This window comes from Chitinophaga sp. (assembly GCF_019236475.1).
Taxonomy (GTDB): Bacteria; Bacteroidota; Bacteroidia; order Chitinophagales; family Chitinophagaceae; genus Chitinophaga.
This window is the reverse complement of the sequence record NZ_JAFAIX010000011.1, coordinates 292758-314089: the sequence shown is the minus strand read 5'-3', so window position 1 is coordinate 314089 and position 21332 is coordinate 292758. Positions and strand designations below refer to the sequence as shown.

The 21332-nt window shown below is 44.8% G+C and carries 18 protein-coding genes; 6 read left to right on the top strand and 12 right to left on the bottom strand.

What is annotated here, in order from left to right:
- Positions 1–8: 8 nt before the first annotated feature.
- From JO154_RS15880 to JO154_RS15855, 6 genes are all read right to left on the bottom strand, one after another.
- A complete protein-coding gene (locus JO154_RS15880; RefSeq protein WP_291947250.1) occupies positions 9–3599 on the bottom strand; it encodes a TonB-dependent receptor in 3591 nt (1196 codons plus the stop codon).
- Positions 3600–3777: 178 nt separating this feature from the next.
- Entirely contained in the window at positions 3778–4911 is a 1134-nt protein-coding gene (locus JO154_RS15875; RefSeq protein WP_291947248.1) for a FecR family protein, read from the bottom strand.
- 64 nt (positions 4912–4975) lie between these two features.
- Positions 4976–5542, bottom strand: a complete 567-nt coding sequence (locus tag JO154_RS15870; protein ID WP_291947246.1) for an RNA polymerase sigma factor — start codon at positions 5540–5542, stop codon at positions 4976–4978.
- Positions 5543–5608: 66 nt separating this feature from the next.
- Positions 5609–6238, bottom strand: a complete 630-nt coding sequence (locus JO154_RS15865) for a hypothetical protein (protein ID WP_291947244.1) — start codon at positions 6236–6238, stop codon at positions 5609–5611.
- 64 nt (positions 6239–6302) lie between these two features.
- Positions 6303–6764, bottom strand: a complete 462-nt coding sequence (locus JO154_RS15860; protein ID WP_291947242.1) for a VOC family protein — start codon at positions 6762–6764, stop codon at positions 6303–6305.
- 43 nt (positions 6765–6807) lie between these two features.
- On the bottom strand, positions 6808–7887 hold the full coding sequence (locus JO154_RS15855; protein ID WP_291947241.1) for a hypothetical protein: 1080 nt from the start codon (positions 7885–7887) through the stop codon (positions 6808–6810).
- Positions 7888–8062: 175 nt separating this feature from the next.
- On the opposite strand from JO154_RS15855, the gene JO154_RS15850 reads away from it, so the two are divergent.
- Entirely contained in the window at positions 8063–9637 is a 1575-nt protein-coding gene (locus JO154_RS15850; protein WP_291947239.1) for a YgcG family protein, read from the top strand.
- Positions 9638–9751: 114 nt separating this feature from the next.
- Here the strand turns inward: JO154_RS15850 and JO154_RS15845 are convergent, their stop codons facing one another.
- The gene (locus JO154_RS15845; RefSeq protein ID WP_291947237.1) at positions 9752–10612 is read right to left on the bottom strand and encodes a DUF6515 family protein; all 861 of its coding nucleotides are present in this window, start codon (positions 10610–10612) and stop codon (positions 9752–9754) included.
- Between the two features lie 64 nt (positions 10613–10676).
- On the bottom strand, positions 10677–11627 hold the full coding sequence (locus tag JO154_RS15840; RefSeq protein WP_291947235.1) for an ADP-ribosylglycohydrolase family protein: 951 nt from the start codon (positions 11625–11627) through the stop codon (positions 10677–10679).
- A gap of 1378 nt (positions 11628–13005) precedes the next feature.
- Between JO154_RS15840 and JO154_RS15835 the strand changes: the two genes are divergently transcribed.
- The 4 genes from JO154_RS15835 to JO154_RS15820 all read left to right on the top strand — a co-directional run bounded on the left by JO154_RS15835 (position 13006) and on the right by JO154_RS15820 (position 16314).
- Positions 13006–13905, top strand: a complete 900-nt coding sequence (locus JO154_RS15835) for an aldo/keto reductase (protein WP_291947233.1) — start codon at positions 13006–13008, stop codon at positions 13903–13905.
- 71 nt (positions 13906–13976) lie between these two features.
- Positions 13977–14666, top strand: coding sequence for a DJ-1/PfpI family protein (locus JO154_RS15830; protein ID WP_291947231.1), 690 nt, complete (start codon positions 13977–13979; stop codon positions 14664–14666).
- Positions 14667–14862: 196 nt separating this feature from the next.
- A complete protein-coding gene (locus JO154_RS15825) occupies positions 14863–15705 on the top strand; it encodes an N-acetylmuramoyl-L-alanine amidase (protein ID WP_291947228.1) in 843 nt (280 codons plus the stop codon).
- A gap of 225 nt (positions 15706–15930) precedes the next feature.
- On the top strand, positions 15931–16314 hold the full coding sequence (locus JO154_RS15820) for a hypothetical protein (RefSeq protein WP_291947227.1): 384 nt from the start codon (positions 15931–15933) through the stop codon (positions 16312–16314).
- Positions 16315–16365: 51 nt separating this feature from the next.
- On the opposite strand, the gene JO154_RS15815 is transcribed toward JO154_RS15820, so the two are convergent.
- Positions 16366–17607, bottom strand: coding sequence for a glycoside hydrolase family 88 protein (locus JO154_RS15815; RefSeq protein ID WP_291947225.1), 1242 nt, complete (start codon positions 17605–17607; stop codon positions 16366–16368).
- 163 nt (positions 17608–17770) lie between these two features.
- Between JO154_RS15815 and JO154_RS15810 the strand changes: the two genes are divergently transcribed.
- Entirely contained in the window at positions 17771–18385 is a 615-nt protein-coding gene (locus JO154_RS15810) for a hypothetical protein (RefSeq protein WP_291947223.1), read from the top strand.
- A gap of 29 nt (positions 18386–18414) precedes the next feature.
- Here the strand turns inward: JO154_RS15810 and JO154_RS15805 are convergent, their stop codons facing one another.
- Genes JO154_RS15805 through JO154_RS15795 form a run of 3 tightly spaced genes read right to left on the bottom strand, consistent with a single transcriptional unit; the run spans position 18415 to position 21185 of the window.
- On the bottom strand, positions 18415–18996 hold the full coding sequence (locus tag JO154_RS15805; protein ID WP_291947221.1) for an LUD domain-containing protein: 582 nt from the start codon (positions 18994–18996) through the stop codon (positions 18415–18417).
- A gap of 26 nt (positions 18997–19022) precedes the next feature.
- Positions 19023–20432, bottom strand: coding sequence for a lactate utilization protein B (locus tag JO154_RS15800; protein ID WP_291947219.1), 1410 nt, complete (start codon positions 20430–20432; stop codon positions 19023–19025).
- Positions 20433–20441: 9 nt separating this feature from the next.
- The gene (locus JO154_RS15795) at positions 20442–21185 is read right to left on the bottom strand and encodes a (Fe-S)-binding protein (RefSeq protein ID WP_291947217.1); all 744 of its coding nucleotides are present in this window, start codon (positions 21183–21185) and stop codon (positions 20442–20444) included.
- Positions 21186–21332: the final 147 nt, after the last annotated feature.

Below are 21332 nucleotides of genomic sequence, written 5' to 3'. Positions count from 1 at the left end.
TTTAAATACTAGAATGTTACATTAAGACCCAATGCATACTGTTTCATGGTTGGATAACCCACACTAGGACCGATTTCTGGGTCAAGACCCGGATACTTGGTGATAGTCAGCAGGTTTTCACCACTTACATAAATAATGGCCTTGCTAATAGATGCACGTTTGAGCAAACTTTCTGGTATCTGATAACCAATTTGGAGGTTTTTCAGCTTCAGGTAAGATGCATTATAGAGATAGAAATTGTTAGCAAGACTGTTTTGTGGGTCTGTATTGAGTTTCAGACGTGGGTAAGTCGCATTGATATTGTTCGCCGGATCAGAAGGATTGGCGTCATTATAATAGTAGTGATCATTGGCTACTGTCAGACCAATAGCATTACCGGCAGAAGTTACGGAACTCAGATAACCACGGTCATTGTAGTAGTACTGGAATCCTGCACTACCTGCCCAGATCATGTTCACATAGAATCCTTTCCAGGAGGCGCTCAGGTTGAAACCATAGTTATATTTTGGTGTAGCGCTGGTGCCGGTGAACGTTCTGTCATAGTTGTTACCATAAACACCGTCACCGTTGGTATCAGCATAGATGAAATCACCATACCAGATTTTACCTTTATCCACACCTTGGGAAGGCAGGAAGGTATAACCTGCGGCCATCATGTCTTTAACCCACTGCAGATCTTTTGGTGTACGAACCATACCATCTTTCGGACCACCATTTTTGTTTACACTACCATCTGCTTTATAGTAAGAACCATCGCCGGAATACAGTTTGTTCACGTAGTATTCATCAATCTGATGACCTTCTAACCGATAGGTATTAGAGCTGCTAGAAGCTACTTTTCCGATATTGGAAGACCATACTTTATTGCCATTGGCATCAGTAGTCCAACCTTCCTGGAAAGTACCTTGGTATTTGGTGATGACGTTTTTGTTATAAGAGAAGTTACCACCGATGGTAAGGTCTACCTCACCAAATTTATGGTTATAGCTGGCTACCACCTCAATACCTTTGTTATTAACAGTAGCAGTGTTTACTGTTGGAGCAGTGGCATTACCTACTGTCAAAGGAATAGGAGGGGTGGTGATGATACCAGTGGTGGTTTTGTTGTAGTAATCAATCGATACATTCACTGTATTGTTCAGGAACGTTGCATCTACGCCAACGTCTGCAATGGCAGTAGCTTCCCACAGCAGGAACGGATTACCGAATTTGGTTACAGCCAGGGCGTTAACCGCTGTATTGTTGAAAGAGTAATATACCTGGTTGTAGAGTGTTTGCCAGTCGTAGTTGCCTTTAGATCTGTCACCACCGCCGTTGTTACCCAGTTTACCCCAAGAACCACGCAGTTTCAGTTGTTGGAAATCTTTCAACGCATCTTTCAGGAATCCTTCTTCTGTCAGGCGCCATCCTGCGGAGAAGGATGGATAATAACCCCAACGGGAAGCTGGCGCAAAACGGGAAGACCCATCGCGGCGCAGGTTAGCTTCAAAGAGGTATTTGTTTCTGTAAGCATAGTTCACACGACCAAACCAGCTACGCAGTGCGTTGTCATATTCTGTACCATCAAATATGTTGTTGGTATTACCTGCCACGTTGATATTCGTAACGTCTTGGGAAATCAATCCTTTTCTGCTAGCGAAATCGCGGTTATAGTAATAATAGTTCTGGTTGTAACCTACGAGGGCACTGAAGTCATGACCACCTTTGAAGGAAGTGGAATAACGCAGTACGTTATCGAAGGTGGTGGTAAAGTCCTTATTATGCTCTACGCTGGTGGTCAGTTGGTCAGGAGTAGCTGCTGGCGATTTGGCTATATTGGTAGTGAGGTCCCATTTAGCAAAAGGCACATCATGATACTGTTTGTCCTGGAAACGAGTCTGGTAGTTAAATTTAGTTTCGAAAGTCAGTCCTTTAAGGATAGAGATAGTGGCATAAACAGTAGAGTTGAATCTGTTCAGCACATTTTTACCAGCCACGTTATTGAGGTATAACAGAATGTTATTGGCTGTCTGAGATTCTTCCAGGGCAGAAGGGAATCCATATTTGCCATCGTAAATAGCCGGTACGCCTGGGGTAGTCTGACGCAAATAGTTGAAAGCATTATCAGTATTACCCAGTCCGAATGATTCTTGTGATGCAAACGTTTGCGTACCTACTGTAATAAAATTATTGATTTTGCTGTTCACGTTCAAACGGAGCTGATAGCGTTTAGCTTCCGTATGATCCATGGTACCAGGGTTGTTCTGGTAGCCTGCGGACAACAAGAAGGTGGATTTATCTCCGCCGCCGGCAACAGATACATTATGCTGTTGCAGGATGTTGTGTTTGAAGATGGTCTTAGACCAGTCTGTATTCGCATACACCACGGAATTAGGAATACCTACCGCATTCAGGTCATTTGGATGCTGATTGGCATTCACCCAGGTATCGATGGTGGATTGTTTGAATAACTCTGCTTGTCCGAGGTTACGTGCACTCTCGTTGTACAGCTTCATATAACGTACATAGTCGTTTACGAATTTAGGCAGGTTGCTAGGCTGTACGGTAGACATTGTTCCACTGTAGGTTACAGTAGTGCGGTTACGGCTACCTTTTTTAGTGGTAATGAGGATAACGCCATTCGCTGCCAGTGTACCATAAATGGAAGAAGAGGCCGCGTCTTTCAATACAGAAATACTTTCTATATCTGTCGGATTAACGGCATCCATAGATCCAATGATACCATCAATGACTACCAGTGGATCACTGTTGTTCAGGGTACCTACGCCGCGTACACGAATGGTAGCGCCATCGGAACCAGGTTTACCGGAACTCTGACGTACCTGCAAACCAGGACTTAAACCCGCCAGTGCACTGGATACGTTAGTTACCGGACGGTTTTCAATGCTTTTGCTGGTAACAGTTGCAACCGCACCTGTCAGGTTTACACGCTTCTGTGTAGCATATCCCACTACTACCACGTCTGTCAGGTCCGCATTTTTTTGTTTCAGGGTAATGGTAATGGAAGAACGGCCCTGCAGGCTAACTTCCTGTACTTCAAAACCGATATAATTTACTACCAGTACGCCATTTTCAGGGTTGATATTCTTCAGTTGGAATTCCCCTTTTGCATCTGTCATAGCACCTTTGGTGGTACCTTTCAGTACTACGGAAGCACCAGGCAGTGATTCACCTTTTTCATTTACAACCTGACCTTTTAAGTCAATCGTTTGCATAACATTAATAGATGCTTTTTCTTTCTTTGCATCTACTACAATTACTTTATCCACGATGGAATAGGTAAGAGGTTGACCTTGAAAACATGCATCCAGTGCAGATTTCAGATCTACGTTAGTAACGGAGATAGTTACACGTTGTGCTTTGGAAAGCATTTCATTACGGTACATGAAATTGTACCCGCTTTGTTGGGTAATGCTTTTAAAGATTTCGGTGATAGGTGCATTGCTTTTGTGCAATGTCAATGTTTGTGAATAACCGAGTGCTACCACCTGCAAGGAAATAAATACCAGCAGAAAGGCGGTTAGTTTGGCAACCCGGAGTGTGGTTGAATAACGGGATTTAATGGCATGCAACATCCCATTGTACTGAGTGGAACTCATACATCAGCGTGTTTGGTGAATTATAATTGTACCGGAATAGAATAGCAGTGGTCATTTCGACGGAATGACCTTCGTGTGCTGTTTTTTAACTTGAAATTTTCATTGTCCTATTACTTATCAGTTGTTACTTATCAGTTGTTTTACAATATCAGTTTATGTCCCTTTGAATTATTTTAAGTCAGTTTTTACTGACTATAAGTTGGCGATCATTTATTTGACAGTGAATGCCGCTTAATTCTAGCATTTTCAGTACATTTTCCAGACTGGTAGTTCGTGGAAACGCTGCACTGACGTGCCCTTCGGCGGCGCCTTCTTCTATTTGCAGTTGCAGGTCATACCATCTGGTAAGCTGTCGGAGTGCTACAGCAATATCTTCTCCGTTGAATTCAAATTTCCCTTCTTTCCAGGCAATAGCGGCACTTACATCGGCATCGCTCACGGTAAATTGTTCTTGGTGATTCAGGGTAGCCTGTTGTCCAGGAAGTAATCGTTTCGTGGCATTGGCGTTGGTGACGTTAACGGCTCCAGTAACAAGGGTAGTGGTGGTGGCATGCTCATCTGGGTATGCCATAATATTGAAGGACGTACCCAATACTTCCACCTTCATTTTATTCACAGCTACAAAAAACGGTTTGTTTTTATCTGCTGCAATTTCGAAATAGGCTTCCCCTGTCAGTTCCACTGTTCTGTGGTCATCAGTAAAGCTGGTAGGATATTTCAGCGAGCTGGCGGCATTCAACCATACCTTGCTGCCATCCGGTAATACTACAGTAAACTGCCCTCCCTGCGGGGTACGCAAGGTATTATACCGAACGGTGTTGGTGGTATTGCCCGCCTGATCATATACCAGGGATTCCCCTTGTACCTGTGCACCATTGATAGCAGGGTGAATACTGTCATCGAGGGCTACAGGGGTGCCGTCATCCAGGAATAATACAGCTTTGTTACTCCCTGGCATTACTGTTGTAGGTTGGGGCGACACGGTTACGCTGGCATGCATGGTCAACTTGCGTTTAGGCATGAGCGAGAAACCTACTCCCAGCAGCACAGCAATACTTGCGGCTACGGCGGTACGTTTCATCCATACCGGGTACACTTTCCGGCGGTGGACAGGCGTCTCCACAACTTTATCCAGTTGCATTTGTATCCTGCTGAAAATTTCATTTTCGCTGAATCCAGGTACGGGAGGTACCATAATTTCCGCGTCATCGAAGGAGTTATACCACTGATTTACCAACGCGCGCTCCTCTGCAGTGGCTTCCCCACGCAGATATCTTTCTATGGCGTTTAATAGATCTTGGTTTTCTTTCATAACGAGCAATTACATAGGTTAGTCGAACAACTAAAGGAAATCCCCTACGTTGTCTTAAAAAAAGTTAAAAAAAGATGGAAAAGAGGTGCTTGATGTTTCCTTTCAACTGCCGTAACGCTTTGGTGATCTGATTCTCCACGGTTTTGTGAGAGATATTAAGGGTTTGTGCAATTTCCTTTACGGGCATACCTTGTTCCCGGCTGTATTGGAAAATGAGCCGGCATTTTTCGGGCAATTTGTTCACTTCTTCTTGCAGGAGTTGCTGGATATGTTTGTATTGAAGGGCAGCATCAGGGTCGGCAGTGTTAACGGGCAAATCGGTGCTGTAAACCTGCTGGTATTGCCGCAACAACTGCTCCCGGCGGAAACGGTCCAGGATTTTGTATTTGACGGCAGTGGCCAGATAGGCGCCGGCATCATTGATCTGATGATGATGTCTTTGGTTCCAGAGACTGATAAACACATCTTGGACAATATCTTCGGCAGCCTGTAAATCTGATAGTCTGTTAAACGCCATTGCCAACAGCTTCTCGCGATAAGCCTCGTAGATTTCGGTAAAGGCGGCGGCATCATCCTCCCGCAGCCTTTTCATCCACAAAATATCGTTGTTTGGTTGATCTGTCATCGACATATGGCACAAGTACGTACGCGATATTAAAAATTATTTTTCGCTTTCACATAATTATCATGAAATCTTTCAGATTCTAGTGGCATATTCCCCTATCAATTTCTGATGAGGATGAGGCTCATAGCCGGCATCCATCAGGGGCGCAAATTTTAATCGTACTTGCTTTAAGGTGATCAGACCCGCTTCTTCAGCATCGGTAGGATGAAAAGTACTGCAAGGCTCATCCATGAGCCGCTGGTCCGTAATGGGATGCTGACATTGTTCACAGTGATTGAACCAATATACCTGGGAGGCCATATCCGACTTTACTGGCCGGAATTGAGGATATCCTTCCTCCAACAGGTGACGGAGATTATCCGACATCGTGGTAATCTGGTGAAAAAGGATAAAGAAATCCTGTTCCAGCCAAACATGTTCATCCCGTTCATTGATGTCTTTCTCAAAAAACTGCTCTGCTCCAATGGCAATGACCTGATTGGTATGCCCACAATGTGGACAAACCGTCTTCCCCCTGGCTATCAGTAAGGTTTCTGTAAGAATCAGGTAAGCATTTTCAGGCAGGATCCAATTTTCCACCTCTTTTAATCTGCCATAGGCCGTATCCGGCAGTATCCAGACATTCGCATCAGTATTATATACGGCGCCTGCTGCCAGGGCCTGCACTTTGTCTGCCTCAGGAACATTCAGTAATAATGACATAATACGGGTATGAAAAATTCAATTGATCACTGAATTTATGAAAATTCCCGCAAAGGGCATTTGATCAATAGGTATCATTATTTATTTCCAACCAGTATCCATCAGGGTCTTTCAGGTATACCTGTTTGACGCCATCTACACGATTGGTAATGCCACCAGGCTTTCCTGGCCAGTCTTCGTAGGCAATATTATTTTTTTTGAGTTTGGCGAGAAATTCCTCCATAGAAGTCACGGAGAAACAGAGATGGGCGTTTTTGTCGTGTGGCACTGCGGCCGCGGCGCCGGAAATAATATGTACTTGCGCGTGAGGGCCTACTTTAAACCAACTATGACGGCCATCTTTAAATGGTTCGTCCATGGTTTCCAGGCCAATAACATCCCGATAGAAAGCGGTGCTTTGCTCCAGGTTTACCACGTAAATGGCTATATGATTTAAGGACGGTTTTTTCATGGACTGAGCAGTCGCGAACGTGGAAATGCCGGTGAGTGCCAGGGCAGTCAATCCGGACAGCAGTAATTTTTTCATATTACAAGATAACTATCCGGATTGACCGATGCAAGGGCTTTTATCAGTTACTTTTAAAGGAGATGGACTGAATTACCACGTCTAGTTTTTTCAACACGGCCATATCAGAACGAAGTTTTTTATCTCCGGTAACCTGGTCATATTGTTTAGGATCACCGGTATTATTGGCTTTGAGCAAGATAGTAACACCCTTGCCATCGAGCTGACCACCTTCCCAGCTCACTACCATGCCGCCATCGGCCCATTCAAAGCCATTGATTTTGAAGGCGCGACCATTGATTTTGTTCAGTTTTTCCAGGTTATCGCCGGGTTTTATACCGAAAGGAGTTTTCCATTTGGTGTGTTCATGGGCAAAAATCAGGGTATTGCCATTGTCGCCATCCATATTAATTTCTAGCTCATCATCTGACTCTGGATATACTACATAGGCCATTTTGCCGGTGGCATTCCCTGCAATGTCGCTACCATCGCGCTGTCCGATGTTTTCTTTGCCGTATAGTGTGGCCAGTTGGTCGGTGGTGCGGGCTTGGAAAACAGGTTTTACTTCCCAATTACGTGTATCCACTGGCGTAGGAGCTGTTGTCGTAGCTGCAGTAGTACTTTCGGCGGCCACTTCGCCAGGAGTTGCGGCAGGAGCGGAGCTATTACCCGCTGCAGGAGCGGCAGCAGCAACAGGGGCAGCGGCCATATGGCCGGTATGTGGCCCTGTATAAGTCACCAGGAAATCTTTCTTGTCGTCCAGCAGTTCCTTGGTCTGATCTTTATATTTATTAGCGGTATAAGTGGCTACAGGGAAAACATTATTGGTTTTTATCCCCATTTCGCGCAGGTTTTCAATGAACCGTTGGCGGTTACAGTCGCTATATTGATATAAATATTTTAATGCGGCATCTAATGCCACAGGATCTTTGCTGAGATTGGTAACGGTGGAGTCTATATCCAGTCCGCCGGAACCGCTACGGGTAAGCTGTTCCGCGATATACCCCATGATAGAATCATTTTTCAGTTGATAATGGTAGGCTGCCCGGGAGGAAAAATCGTCGATAATATTTTGAGCCAGCTTGCTTTGCGCCTTCATAGTGAGGGGGGCAGCAAGGATGAACAATGCGAGAAACCTTTTCATATACGCTGTTTAATGAGAAATGCTGGTTTACTAATTTAATTATATTTTATGATAGCCGGATAAATAACGGCTTATTTGCACAAAGGTTACTTTAATAACGTTTGTCCGACAGAATAATTTTCTTCCAACCGGTAATTCATTCTTTTATATTCGCATTTCAAAACGTATTGACTGCATGAAATACAGGTCGTTACTGCTGGCAATTTTCGTACTGTTATGCTCCTGTCAGCAGGAGAAACATAAATTCTCCCCCAATGATATCCCAGATCCTAAGCAACAGGATGGCGGTTATGTGAGTGACCCCAAACATATGTTGTCCGACGCTACGGTGTCGGAGCTCAACGGCATGCTAGCTGGCCTCGACAAGGAGGGGACGGCCCAAGTGGCAGTGGTATTGCAGGAACAGATCGGCGATAATGAGCCGAAAGAGTTTGCACACCAATTGTTCAATACCTGGGGAATTGGCCGCAAAGAAACCAATAACGGCCTGTTGATCTTCCTCGTGAAAGATGCGCATAAACTGGTATTTGAAACGGGCAAGGGATTGGAAGGCGATCTGCCGGATATATTATGTTTCCATATTCAGCAGGAGTACATGATTCCTAAGATTAAGGAGAATAACTATGATGAAGCCTTTATTAATGGTGTAAAAGCCGTGGCGTCACAGTTAAAAACAGGGAATTATGTGTATGATCGGCCTTCGGCAGACACGGTTCCGCCAGCCGATAACTCCCTCTTATCTGCAAACGCAGAGGATTCTGCGGGCTATGAAGCCACCCCGTTATTAGAGCGGGTCCCTGTAGCTTCCAACGAAGAATATGTGGATAACTCTCCAGGAGCAGGGTTTGTCATCTGCCTATTCATCTGTTTCTTCCTCTCTATTATATTGATGTATGCATGGTTTGGACGTACGCCGAAGAAAAGGAAAGCCTCCACAGATGAAGACGTAATGCCGGTCAGCATTAGCGACACTGCCAATGAATTCCTGCGACCAGGATGGATTGGATTGGTGATGATCAATTTAGCGGCTGTTGTTGCGCTCTGGTATATGGAAAGCGCTTGGAGTATGCGTATGGGCTTCTTTAAGGTATTGATGGTGTATTATTTGTGCTGGGCCATATTCATGCATGGCGCGGTACTGATTATCCGCATGAGAGCCGAAATTGCTCTGAAGGGAGCGGACCGTCATACCCGCTGGCAGCGCCTGAATGCAGCGCATAAGAACCTGGATTTCGCAGGTTACCTGTTTCCGCTTCCGTTCTTGCTGTTATATATGCGGATTTTTCATCGATATATGCAACGACTGAGAGATGAAAGCTATAGCTGTCCGCATTGTAATAAACCGATGCACAAATTGGATGAAAAAACAGAAGATCATTTCCTGGATCAAGCCCAGATAATTGAAGAAAAATTGCATTCTGTGGATTATGACGTTTGGGTATGCGATACAGATAATTATCAGCTAGTATTGGATTACACCGACCTGCATACCGTTATTTCAGAATGCCCGACCTGTCATCATAAGACATACCAGTGCAAAAAATCGAAAACGCAGAAGCGTGCCACTACTTATTCCGCTGGTTGGGGCTTAAAAACCTATGTCTGTGCTGCCTGTGCTTTTACGGCAGATTATCGGTTTGTTATTCCGAAGATCTCTGAATCGTCTAGTTCTTCATCCGGTGGTTCCTCTTCCTCTTCTTCCTGGGGTGGAGGTTCTTCCGGAGGAGGTGGTGCCAGCAGTAGTTGGTAGCATAAAAATCTCCTGTCCTGTCGTCCCTGCCCAACGGGCAGGGACGACGAAAAACAAACAAAGGGCTGGACGTCGCAGACGTCCAGCCCTTTGTAACTTATTCATTCATGTCAATTATTGACCTGCATCCGTTTTTCCTACAACGATGTATCCCGTAGTACCGTTGACGGTAGTCTGTTGGTAATACATGCCATCAGGTGAAAGGTAATACACCTGTCCGTTGATATTCACTGTCCTGGAACCTTCCGGGAGAGTGGTAATCATATTGTCAGGAGTAGTTGGGGCAGCATTTGTAGCAGGGGCCTGGGAGTTTGTATTCTGAGGCGCTTTACCTACCACTTTATATCTGCGGCCATTATCGGTCATTACTTCCTGGTAGTAAGTACCATTTACATCGTAGTAAACATTACCGTTTACAGTCACTTGCTGCGCGTCATCGGGGATATTCGGAACTACTGCGCCTTCAGGGGCATTAGCTACGGTATATCCTGCACCGTCGTCACTAGGTTGGTAGAAAGTACCGCCATAATAGTACATTGGTCCCCATGGGTAACCCAAGCCGAGGGAGAAATACCCAAATGGAAGGGCGGAAACATAGAAACCATATGGAGGATAATAATAACGCCAGTATGGTCTGAAACCGTGGTAGTGGTAACGGTACATACCAGGATATCCACCACCGAAGCTTACACGATTGTGAACAATGACAGTATTGCGTGGGGCAGCAAAGTCACGGCTGAAGCCAGATGATGGCATTCGGTTAATCCTTGGAGCTGGAGTACTGTTCACTCTTGGGCTGGAGTTTGCAAAATGAGGAGAGGACATTACCCGACCGCTAAAGTGTCCGCCACCGCCACCTCCTCCGAAGTGGCCGCCACCACCGCCGACACGGCCTCTCTGTGCATCTGCTGTTACAACTGTACAGGTGCTTAAAACTCCACACAGCACCAACAGTCGGATTATTTTGTTTTTCATGATTCAAGCATTTCCTGTAGTATCTAAGGCAAATTTGGTACCCGAAATACTAATTATTAGACCTTCAAGCGGGCTGAAAGTTTAATGCAGCTTGGAATCGTTCGGAGAGGGAAAGAATATCTTCATGCCTTGCCAATGCCTGGATCCATTTGGCTGGAATTGCCTCATAACCATAGTGTAATCCGGCCAATGCGCCAGCTACGACCCCGGTAGTATCGGTATCTTCTCCCAGGTTTACCGCTTTGAGTACACATTCTTCATAAGAATTGGTGGTTAGGAAGCACCAAATGGCGGCTTCCAAGGTGTTTACCACATATCCGGAAGCATTTATTTCATTTTCGTTAACAGTAGGAATGACGCCATCTATTACCCTTTTATACAGTTTGATTTCTGCGGGACTAAAATTCCTTACTGCCAGGAAACTCTGGATGGTATTTTGTAATCGCTGGTAGGCCAACATTTTATCAGATGTTGTCATCAGAACACGCATAAATTCCACGTAGATAAAGCAGGCGAATATGGAGCGGAAATGCTGATGGGTGATGGTAGACACTTCTTTCACCATCTGGTATCTTTTCTCTATGTCCATTTCATTGGCAACATAAAAAGCTACCGGGGAGATCCGCATCAATGAACCGTTTCCATTTTCGAAGTCCTCAAATCCACCTGTTAAAGTGGGGGAAGTACCCTGACTAAACCTATGCAAGGCACGACGGGTGGTATGCCCAATATCGAAGAATTTGCCATGAGCGGTCCAGTACCCTTCCGTATACCATTTCAGGAAGGTTTTGGCCATTTGCTGAAGGTCATATCCGTTGATCAAGCTTTCTGCTGTGCAGAATGTCAGGGAAGAATCGTCTGAGAAAGTGCCGGGAGGCTGGTTCCAACTGCCGTAACCAATCATATCGGTAATTGGGTTGTCTTGAAGATAAGCTCTTGTCTTAAATTCCACTGGTACACCAAGTGCATCACCTATGGCAAGTCCAAAGAAAGTCCCGCTAATCTGTTGCAGCATATGTTAAATTTTTTTGGATGTTCGCGTGAAATCTGTATCAGCAGGGTTCTCCGGGATCGCCAGGTTTCACTAAAAATGGTTACTATTTCTTTTACTGCGGTATGAATTACAGGCTGTTCATTTTGTTCAGTCTGCCATTTTCCTGTTCATTCTCATTCGCAGATTTATTTCTTCGTTTTCCAGGATTCTGTACCAATGTGGATACTACCTTTGGGTCATGATAATAACATTATCATTTTAACATTGGTAGTTTAAAACTGGAAGGATAAAATACTTAAAATTTACCAGAATATGAAGTATCAGCCATTATTGTTATTGAAGAACCATTAAGCCGTTTTTTCCGCAGTTAATCCCGGTGTCTTCAGACAGCAGTTATACATTTCAAATTCCCGGATATTCCAATTTACAAAAAATTGGTTGTAGTGAGCTGGCAGTAGTGCCATAGCTATTGCTTTGTCTAAATGTTGGTAATGATTAACTGTTATCAGATGCAGGGATACTGCAAGGTGACTTGAGTATCAGAGGGGGCTTTCTGTCTAGTTAGTCCCGCTATTCTAGGGCTTTGCGTCTAACATGATGTGGATGTCGCTTTGTGCCTAACGCTTTGCGTCAATCATGATATACTTGTCAATTCATTTTGGGGCAGCAGCTTTGTGTTTATCGCATAGTGTTCATCGGTGTCTCTTTTGTCTCTATCGTATTGTCTCTATTGGCTTGTGTTGATTGGTTTGTGTTTATCGGTACGTGAATGAGTTGAGTCAGGTGAATATGCTTAGTCTAGTCATAATATATCGGATTTCTCATGCAAGTCCCAGTTCTATTCTGTCGCTTCTATTGCACAAGGTATTGCATCAAAGAACTTTGACATGCCATAATAGAAGAATAGAAGGAAATGGGTAAAGAACCGGATTGTTTTTCCAAGCAGTCCGTTTGTTTGAACAACCCAGTTGGAGGGAGTTTCCGGCTGTCAATATATTTTTTTCGGCACCATTTGTTGAACGATTGATTCAGTTTCATAGGATAAAAGGGACTTTCTTTCTAGTCAGTCCTGAGTATATCAGCAAATAATTAAGTTTTATAAACAAGTGTGTTCTAGAGTCTATTCATACTATAAGGACATAGCCTACAGGAGCGGCTTTTCCAGGCTGTTCCTTTTATTTAGAAAATCCAGCAGTAGCCTTCAGTGGACTGCTGTCAACATAAAACTACTGTCAACATAAAAGATGAATAAAAGATAGCTGTTAGCATATCATTTAGGGTGGTACAATTGAAGACTGAAATGATGGGCTGTTTGTCTAAGCGGCCCCTGGATTTACATTACGGGCATGCATAATTACAATGCTTTTCTTATTTTGCTGTCAATGCAAATCAATACAGTATGCAATACCATCAATTGGGACGTTCTGAATTACTGGTAAGTGAGATTACCTTCGGCTGTATGTCCCTGGGAGCAGATGATCAGGCAAATGCGAGTCTTATAGGGCATGCATTACAACAAGGGATCAACTTTTTTGATACCGCTGATCTCTATGATCATGGCCGTAATGAGGAAACGCTCGGTAAAGCATTGCTAGGGGTTTCCCGGGAGAAAGTAATGATTGCCTCCAAGGTGGGTAATCAATGGAGGCCTGATAAAAGCGGGTGGGACTGGAATCCCAGGAAGGAATATATTTTGTCAGCCGTGGAGGAGAGCCTCCGTAGGCTGCAGACAGATTATATTGATCTTTATCAGTTACATGGTGGTACCATGGAAGATCCTATTGATGAAACCATCGAGGCTTTTGAAATACTAGTGCAGCAAGGGAAAATAAGATATTATGGTATTTCTTCCATCCGGCCGCAGGTCATCAGGGAATACGTGAAGCGTTCCCAGATTGTCAGCGTCATGATGCAGTACAGTCTCCTGGACCGCAGGCCAGTGGAAACATGCTTCCCGTTATTACAGGAACATAAAATCGGGGTACTGGCAAGAGGAACAGTGGCTAAAGGATTACTGGTAGGAAAAGCGCCCGCACCTTACCTCAATTACACTGCTGAGGAAGTGCAGGCGGCCGCAACAGCAGTGGCCATGGTAGCAGGGGAGGAACGATCTGCTTCTCAAACTGCTATCCGTTATGTATTGCAACAGCCCGCAGTAACAACTGCGGTACTGGGAATTCGTACTTCCAGTCATTTGCAGGATGCCATAGCAGCCACCATCACTCCTGCCTTGACACCAGCCGAAATAGAAAAGCTGAATGCGAGTATTCCCATCAACGTATATGATCAGCATAGGTAAAATGCGGATTGCACTGATAACTCACTAGCAGGCATATACGTTATATTGGTATCTGATCTAAATTCCCGTTTATGCAAAAATTAAAAGTCGGGATGCTGTTATTCCCCGGCGTGACTATCCTGGATTTCACTGGTCCGTATGAGGTTTTCTCAAAAGCTTGGTGTTTTGATGTACTCGTCCTCGGTGAAAATACTACCCCCATAAAGGCGGAGGGAGGTCTTTTATTGCAGGCCAATATCTCATTGGCGGAGTGTCCGCAACTGGATGTAATCTTTATTCCGGGCGGGAAAGGGATCAATGATTTACTGACAAACCCGGCAGTAATAGGATTCCTGCAACAACAAGCGCCACAGGTGAAATATTTTACTTCCGTTTGTACAGGCGCGCTGGTACTGGCTGCAGCAGGTTTACTGGATGGGTATAAAGCTACCACACACTGGCGTTCTCTTGAATTGCTACGCATGTTTGGGGTGGAAACCCTGGAAGAGCGCGTGGTAAAGGATCGTAACCGCATAACGGGCGGAGGTGTAACCGCAGGCATCGACTTTGGATTATCCTTTACCGCAATGATCGCCGGAGAAGAACTGGCTAAAATAATTCAACTACAATTAGAATATAATCCACAACCGCCCTTTCATGCCGGTTCTCCCAGAACAGCAGAAATGCCGGTATTACAACAAACCCGTGAAATAACACAACTCATGCTTGAAACAAGAAAACGAATTATTCGAGATCTATTGCTAACAAAGTCAACCAATTGAGCAACACCACCGAATATTTGTAAAAATAACCATGGATCGTTGAGCAGAATTGCACTCTTTTTGCAGTGCAATCTGGTCTCATTATCACTATTCTGAAATTTTTTTAAGAAAAATACCGCTGTGGAACCTTTGTCATGGCCACTTTCAAAAAGCGGTGATTGTCATCATTGACCGATAATCCAAATAAATCTAATTTATGATACGAAATAGATTGAGAAGCATCTCAGGAGTAACAATTGCGGCCCTGTTGATACTGTTCCTGACCAATTGTGCCCGGAATCCTTATCGCTCTGCAAACAAATCCTATAAAAAGCAGGCGAAGAATTATGGTAGCACCGTACGTCAGCAACCAAACACCCTCCGGGGTGCGGATGGAATTGAACCCGCAAATTGGGTAGGAACAACAAATTTCAACCTTAGAAAGCCGAATATGGTCATTATACACCATACGGCTCAAAACTCCTGCGAACAGACGCTGAGCACTTTTACAATGGAAAGAACGCAGGTGAGTGCGCATTATGTAGTCTGTCGGAATGGTATGATTCATCATATGCTGAACGACTATCTGCGCGCCTGGCATGGTGGCCTCTCCAAATGGGGTAGTTGTACAGATGTTAATTCGTCATCCATAGGTATCGAATTAGACAATAACGGCACTGAACCATTCGCTGATATTCAGATTCAAAGTCTACTCGTACTACTGGATACGTTGCAACACCGCTACAATATCCCAGCAGCCAATTTTATTGGCCATGGGGATATCGCACCCACTCGTAAAAACGATCCAAGCGCCTATTTCCCTTGGCAGCTCCTGGCACAAAAGGGATTTGGCCTTTGGTACAACGATACAACAAATGTCCAAGTGCCGGAGCACTTTAATGCACTCCTGGCACTCAGGTTAATCGGCTATGATATCCGTGATACCACCGCCGCTATGACTGCTTTTAAACGACATTTTATACCGCAAGACTCCGCGGTCATCGGTCTTTCCGATGCTGATAAAAAAATCCTATGGAACCTGCAGCAAAAGTACCAATAAGGTACTCTGCACAGATTCCATAGAATTTTTTGGGGTTTACAATTGAAAAATGAAGACAGAATCCCGGCATCTGCCGGGATTATTTTTTGCCATTTCCCTTAAATATGTTATTTTAATAATAGGTAGTACGAATCGAAACCCAAAATCTGAGCATATCAACCGACTGGTAAAACTGATCATCCCTGTATTTAGCAAATACTCCATTCATCATTAATTCCACATGCCATGAAAATTCATTTAAAATCCCTGTTATTACCGGCATTCCCGGTGTTACTCTTCCTTGGCCTTGCTAGTAAATCATCCGCTGCCATTCCAACGACCCGCATTAATAATGATACTTGCCTCGTCAAAACTGAAACTAATTATGACCTCCCCGATAGTCTCCGTAAAAAAGTGCGGGATATCGTGGAAGATAAATTCGGAGGCGGTATTGAGGAGAAAGGCGTCATCACCTGGGAGAACTCCCCTGATGCAACAGAATATTACCAACTCATTCTCCGGAAAAATAAGCTGTCTCTTAAATACAAAGGCGTTGCCTGCCAGGATAAATTCATCTGGGATAATGTAAAAGCTTGCCAGGAGGAGCTAAAGAAGCTATTAAGTAAATAAAAAAAGGGCGCCTAGAAAAGGTGCCCCGATTGATTCAAATTATAATCACGACTATTTTTTCTTTGGCGGATTGGCAGCGTGATAACGCGCTATTTCAATACCAGCCTCGATTACAGGTCCGATGCCATGAAAATCATTCAACTCTGTCGGACGCGTGTAATAAAATGATATATCAGCAGAAGTATTGGTACCGATGCAGACATCCTTCAGTTGTCCGTCTTCGGTGATCTTCTCTTTTACCAATCCTTCCCAACCTCTTTCTGCAATAGTAATATAACGCTTGTCCAGCCAGCCTTCATTTACAGCGCGTGCTATGCAGTACACAAACATCGCTGTACAAGAAGTTTCTGTGTAGGAGTCCGTACGATCCAGCACTTGATGGAAAATACCACTGGCCGACTGATAAGGCGCCACACCGAGAATCTGTCTGGTAAGATCCGCCACTACCTCATTTCTTCCCGGATGATTTTGCGGCAGATAGTTCAATAACTGTACTTTCGCCATCATAATCCACCCATTCGCTCGTCCCCAATGGGCCACACCCTGACGTTTCAGGTCTTCGTAATAGTAATGCACATATAAACCAGCCTTTTCATCCCAGAGGTAATTGGAGAAATGCTTCACCTGAGAAACGGCATCGTCAAAGTATTTATTGTCACCAGTCAATTTTCCCATACGGGCAAGGAAAGGTACACTCATATACAAATCATCTCCCCAAAGCGTCCATTTGTAAGGATTGGGCCTACAAAGCGTGCCATCTGCCAAACGCTCTTGCTTATTGGAAATATGATTTGCAGCATTGTCTATATAAGTCTTGTAATCAGGTCTTTTCACACTACCATATACATCAATCACACTGGCCCCCATCGCACCGCAGTCGTCTAGTACTCGAAAATTGATCATCTGGTTAAATGGAAACCCAGGATACTTTTCGTTTTTCTGCTGTAGTATCTCGAATGGCTTGTAATTATCGAATGCAAAAGCAAGATGCCGTTTGGCATAGTTGCTATACTTCTCATCTTTTAAGTAATTACCCAAGTCCACCATGGCAATATTCAATACCCCGTTAGGATAATGCCAAGCACTAAGATTATCGGAAATTTTGGCTTTTACACCAGCAGGAATCTCTTTACTGGTATTGTAGGTCAGGTTGTTATCTCCTACAAATTTGAAGGCTGCATGGGCTACAGCATAGTCGGCCACTTTTTTGACCACGGAGATATCATTATTCTCCTGGGCCGAGCAAATACCCGTCAGCCCTATGCCCAGGCATAATAAGGCAAGTTTTCTCATAACGTTAGGTGTGGATTTGTAAGTCCAAATTAAGTCACCTTTTTCATTTATGCAAACGATTGCATAAAATTCTCAGATTCCGATAGTTTTATGCTTTAATTTAGTGGCCCTCAAAATAGCATGAAAGGCTATACGAAAAAATGCCGTTAAATCGGGAAAGACTATGTACAGAGTAATATGCCTGCTGATGTTGGCAGCAACAACCGGCTGCTATAGTAACCAGTCGGTAGAGGAAACCGACCAGGTAGCCGTAGCGGCGCCTGCTGAAAACCTGGAATCGCCAGAAGAGAGAGGCGCAAATATGGAAACCCGACAGGATATATCCTGGGAAATCGTTGAAATATTTGATTTCTCCAATGCAAAGGTGAACAAAACAATGCCACTGTATGCCACCAGGCAGCAGTTCGAGAACGCCTGGGGACAGGCCGACAGCCTGGCAACGCCAGATTATGACGCTGTTTGCGCCGCACAGTTCGACGATGAATTTGAATACTTATACACCCATGGTTCCCGCTTTGAACGCTGTCGGGATTCGGTGGTATGTGATCTCTATAACTTTCAGCCCGGCACCGTACTGACAAGCGGAAACATCACTTTATCGGCTGCCACTAGCTGGCAAGACGCTAAAAAAATGTTTCCTATGGCAGTGCAACAGGCTGAAAATGAGGGCAGATCGGATGTCATCACCCTTCGGGATGCCAAAGAAAGCGATGCCGGTATCCGGCTCCACTTCCGGGATGGCAAGCTGGTTAGCATTAGTTATAACCTGCCCTGCTAATAGGGGATAACCCTATCGGCTACACGTTTTTAGACAAGATATACACTCAAACTCCTGGCGCCCTGTGCGCCATGGACCAGTACTGCCCCAATATCAGCAGTGGCGGATGGTCCCATCATAAAACAACCATAGGCGGTATCTTCCAGGGATACCTTCACATAGGCATCATACATATCCGCTACCAAGGCGGTAGGTTTGAGTAGTATCACCAGGTGCTGCGAAAGAAAGCCCAGTGCATTTACTACCAGGTCTTCTTCTGTTAACCATACCATACCATTTTCGGCTACGCCAAAACTGGCCCTGATAACGCCTACATCTACATCCGCCAGTTCATGCGGATTTTTTACTTTGCGAATATCCCGGTTCCCTTTAATATCAGGAGTAGCAGAGCAGATCACGCTGCCACCTCCATGTTGTTGGACCAGTAACTGCTGGGCTTCTTTTAAATCTGCTGGCAGAAAGAAAGTGGCGCCGGCTTCTAGCAAACGTTCCTCAAATGCGGGCAACAATTCAGTAATCGTTTTCTGGAAAACGGGAATTTGAGGATAATCAATTTTTTCAGCGGGCAGATGATTGCGCACAGCATCGAAGATTTGTTCACGTGGGTTCATCTTGAAAAGTTTTAAAATGTAAACAGTTAAGGTTGCTGCTTGTCTTCCTGGTTTTTAAGTTTATACTGCATAAACCACTCTCGAAAAGTCTGTTTGGCAAAATGTGGTAACTCACGGTGACGCCCCCACGGATTTAGTGCCCGGTTATATAGCAAGAAATGCGGGGTGATCTTTAAAGCCGCACTGGCAACAGTTTCTACACCATGAAATAAGGTGGGCCGCTCAAATATCCTGCCTGCAGCCGTGAAAGCCAACCTCCGACTGATGGGCAAATATTTCTTCTCTGCCATTACCTTTCTCCATCGCAGGATCTGATCGCTGATATCAATTTTTACCGGACAAACATCCGTACAGGAGCCACAGAGCGTAGAATGGTAAGGCAGCTCACTATATTTAGATTCGTCAAAAGTAGGATCTAGGATGATGCCTATAGGGCCAGAATAGGTGGCGCCATAGGAGAGGCCGCCACTACGGCGGTACACCGGACAAGTATTCATACAGGCGCCACAACGAATGCATTTCAAGGAATGCCAGAAATCATCCATGCCTAAACGTTTACTCCGTCCATTATCCGTGATGATGATATGCAGTTCTCCTCCTTTACGCGGTCCGCTGAAATGAGAGGTATACTGCGTAGCCAGTGTTCCCAATGCACTCCGGGATAATAGCCGAATAAAAATGCCCAGGTCTGTTACCTTCGGCAGTATTTTTTCGATACCGATAGACGCGATATGCACCCGCGGAACGGCTGCACCAATATCGGCATTGCCTTCATTCGTACAAACGACAAAAGTACCGGTTTCGGCTATAGCAAAGTTGGCTCCTGTCATTCCCGCACCGGCCTGCAGAAAGCGTTTGCGGGCATCTTCGCGCATAGCTTCATTCAGATAATGAGGATCTGTATTATCTGGATCTGTACCGATGGCTTTGGAGAAAATCTTTGCAATATCCGCAGGAGTTTTATGAATGGCCGGCATCACAATATGACTCGGCGGTTGATTATCCAGTTGCTGGATACGCTCACCCAGATCCGATTCCGTGACAGTAATACCGCGGGTTTCGAGGAACTGTGTCATGCCACATTCTTCCTGTAGCATCGACTTACTTTTGATAATGGAAGATATTTTTCGCTCGTTCAATATGTTCCAAACATGTTGGTTATGTTCGGCGGCATCCCTGGCCCAGTATATTTTTGCACCCCTTTTGGTAGCATTGGCTTCAAATTGTTCCAGGTATTGGTCGAGATGAGTAAGGGTATGCTCCTTAATCTGGGACGCGATGTTCCGGAGCTCTTCCCATTCAGGGATCGCTTTGGCAGCAGCATCCCGCTTCATGCGGGCAGCCCAAAGATTCTGGTCGTGGGCCGGTTCATGGATATCGTCTTGATCAAGAAATGCAGCCGCGTTGGCCGCGGGATCTACACGTTTTGCTGCCATATAAAGCTATTAAAATGGTCCTCCGTTTAATACTTGTGCGATATGTATAAATTTCAGATCAATGCCGGCTTTCCGTGCAATGCCTTGTTGATGCATCAGACAAGACATATCCGGGGATATAATGAATTCCGCCTCATTTCTGATATAATCATCAATTTTGTCCAGCCCCATCTTGGCACTGACTGCTTCATCCGTCACACAAAAAGTACCACCAAATCCACAGCACTCATCGGGCCTGTCCATCGGTACGAGTTCCAATCCTTCTACCATTCGAAGAAGATGCTCGCTTTTATTAAAGTACGGTCCCATCAGCTCAGAAGGTTGTGCAATACCTAGCCCGCGAATAGAACTGCAACTATTATGCAGGGTCGCTTTATATCGGAAATAAGCCCAGGGTAAGGCATCCACGCGTAATACATCATGCAGGAATTCCACCAATTCCCAGGTATTGGCACGTACTGCCTTCACTTCATCCGTTTGGGGGATCGCGTCGAAATGTTGTTTTACATGCTTTACACAACTGCCTGCCGGCCCAACGATGTAATCATACCCAGAAAAATTTTGCACAAAAAGCTTTTCTGCTGCAGCACTGTTTCCTTGGTCTCCTTCATTGGCCATGGGCTGACCACAGCAGGTTTGATTAGGCGGATACTCCACCGTTACGCCGAAACGTTGTAGTAGCTCATAAGTGGCAATGCCTGCTTCGGGGTAAATAGCATCAATGTAACATGGTATAAATAAGGCTACTTTCATACGTAGAGCGGGTAAAGTCCGCCTTTGATTAACACCTTAGCCGATAATTTGTTGCACACAAGCATGAAGGCAAAACGCTCCTGCCTGTCGTGCCTGCCCAACGGCCAGTTATTTATTAAAATACCAAAAGGAAATGAAGGCAAATTG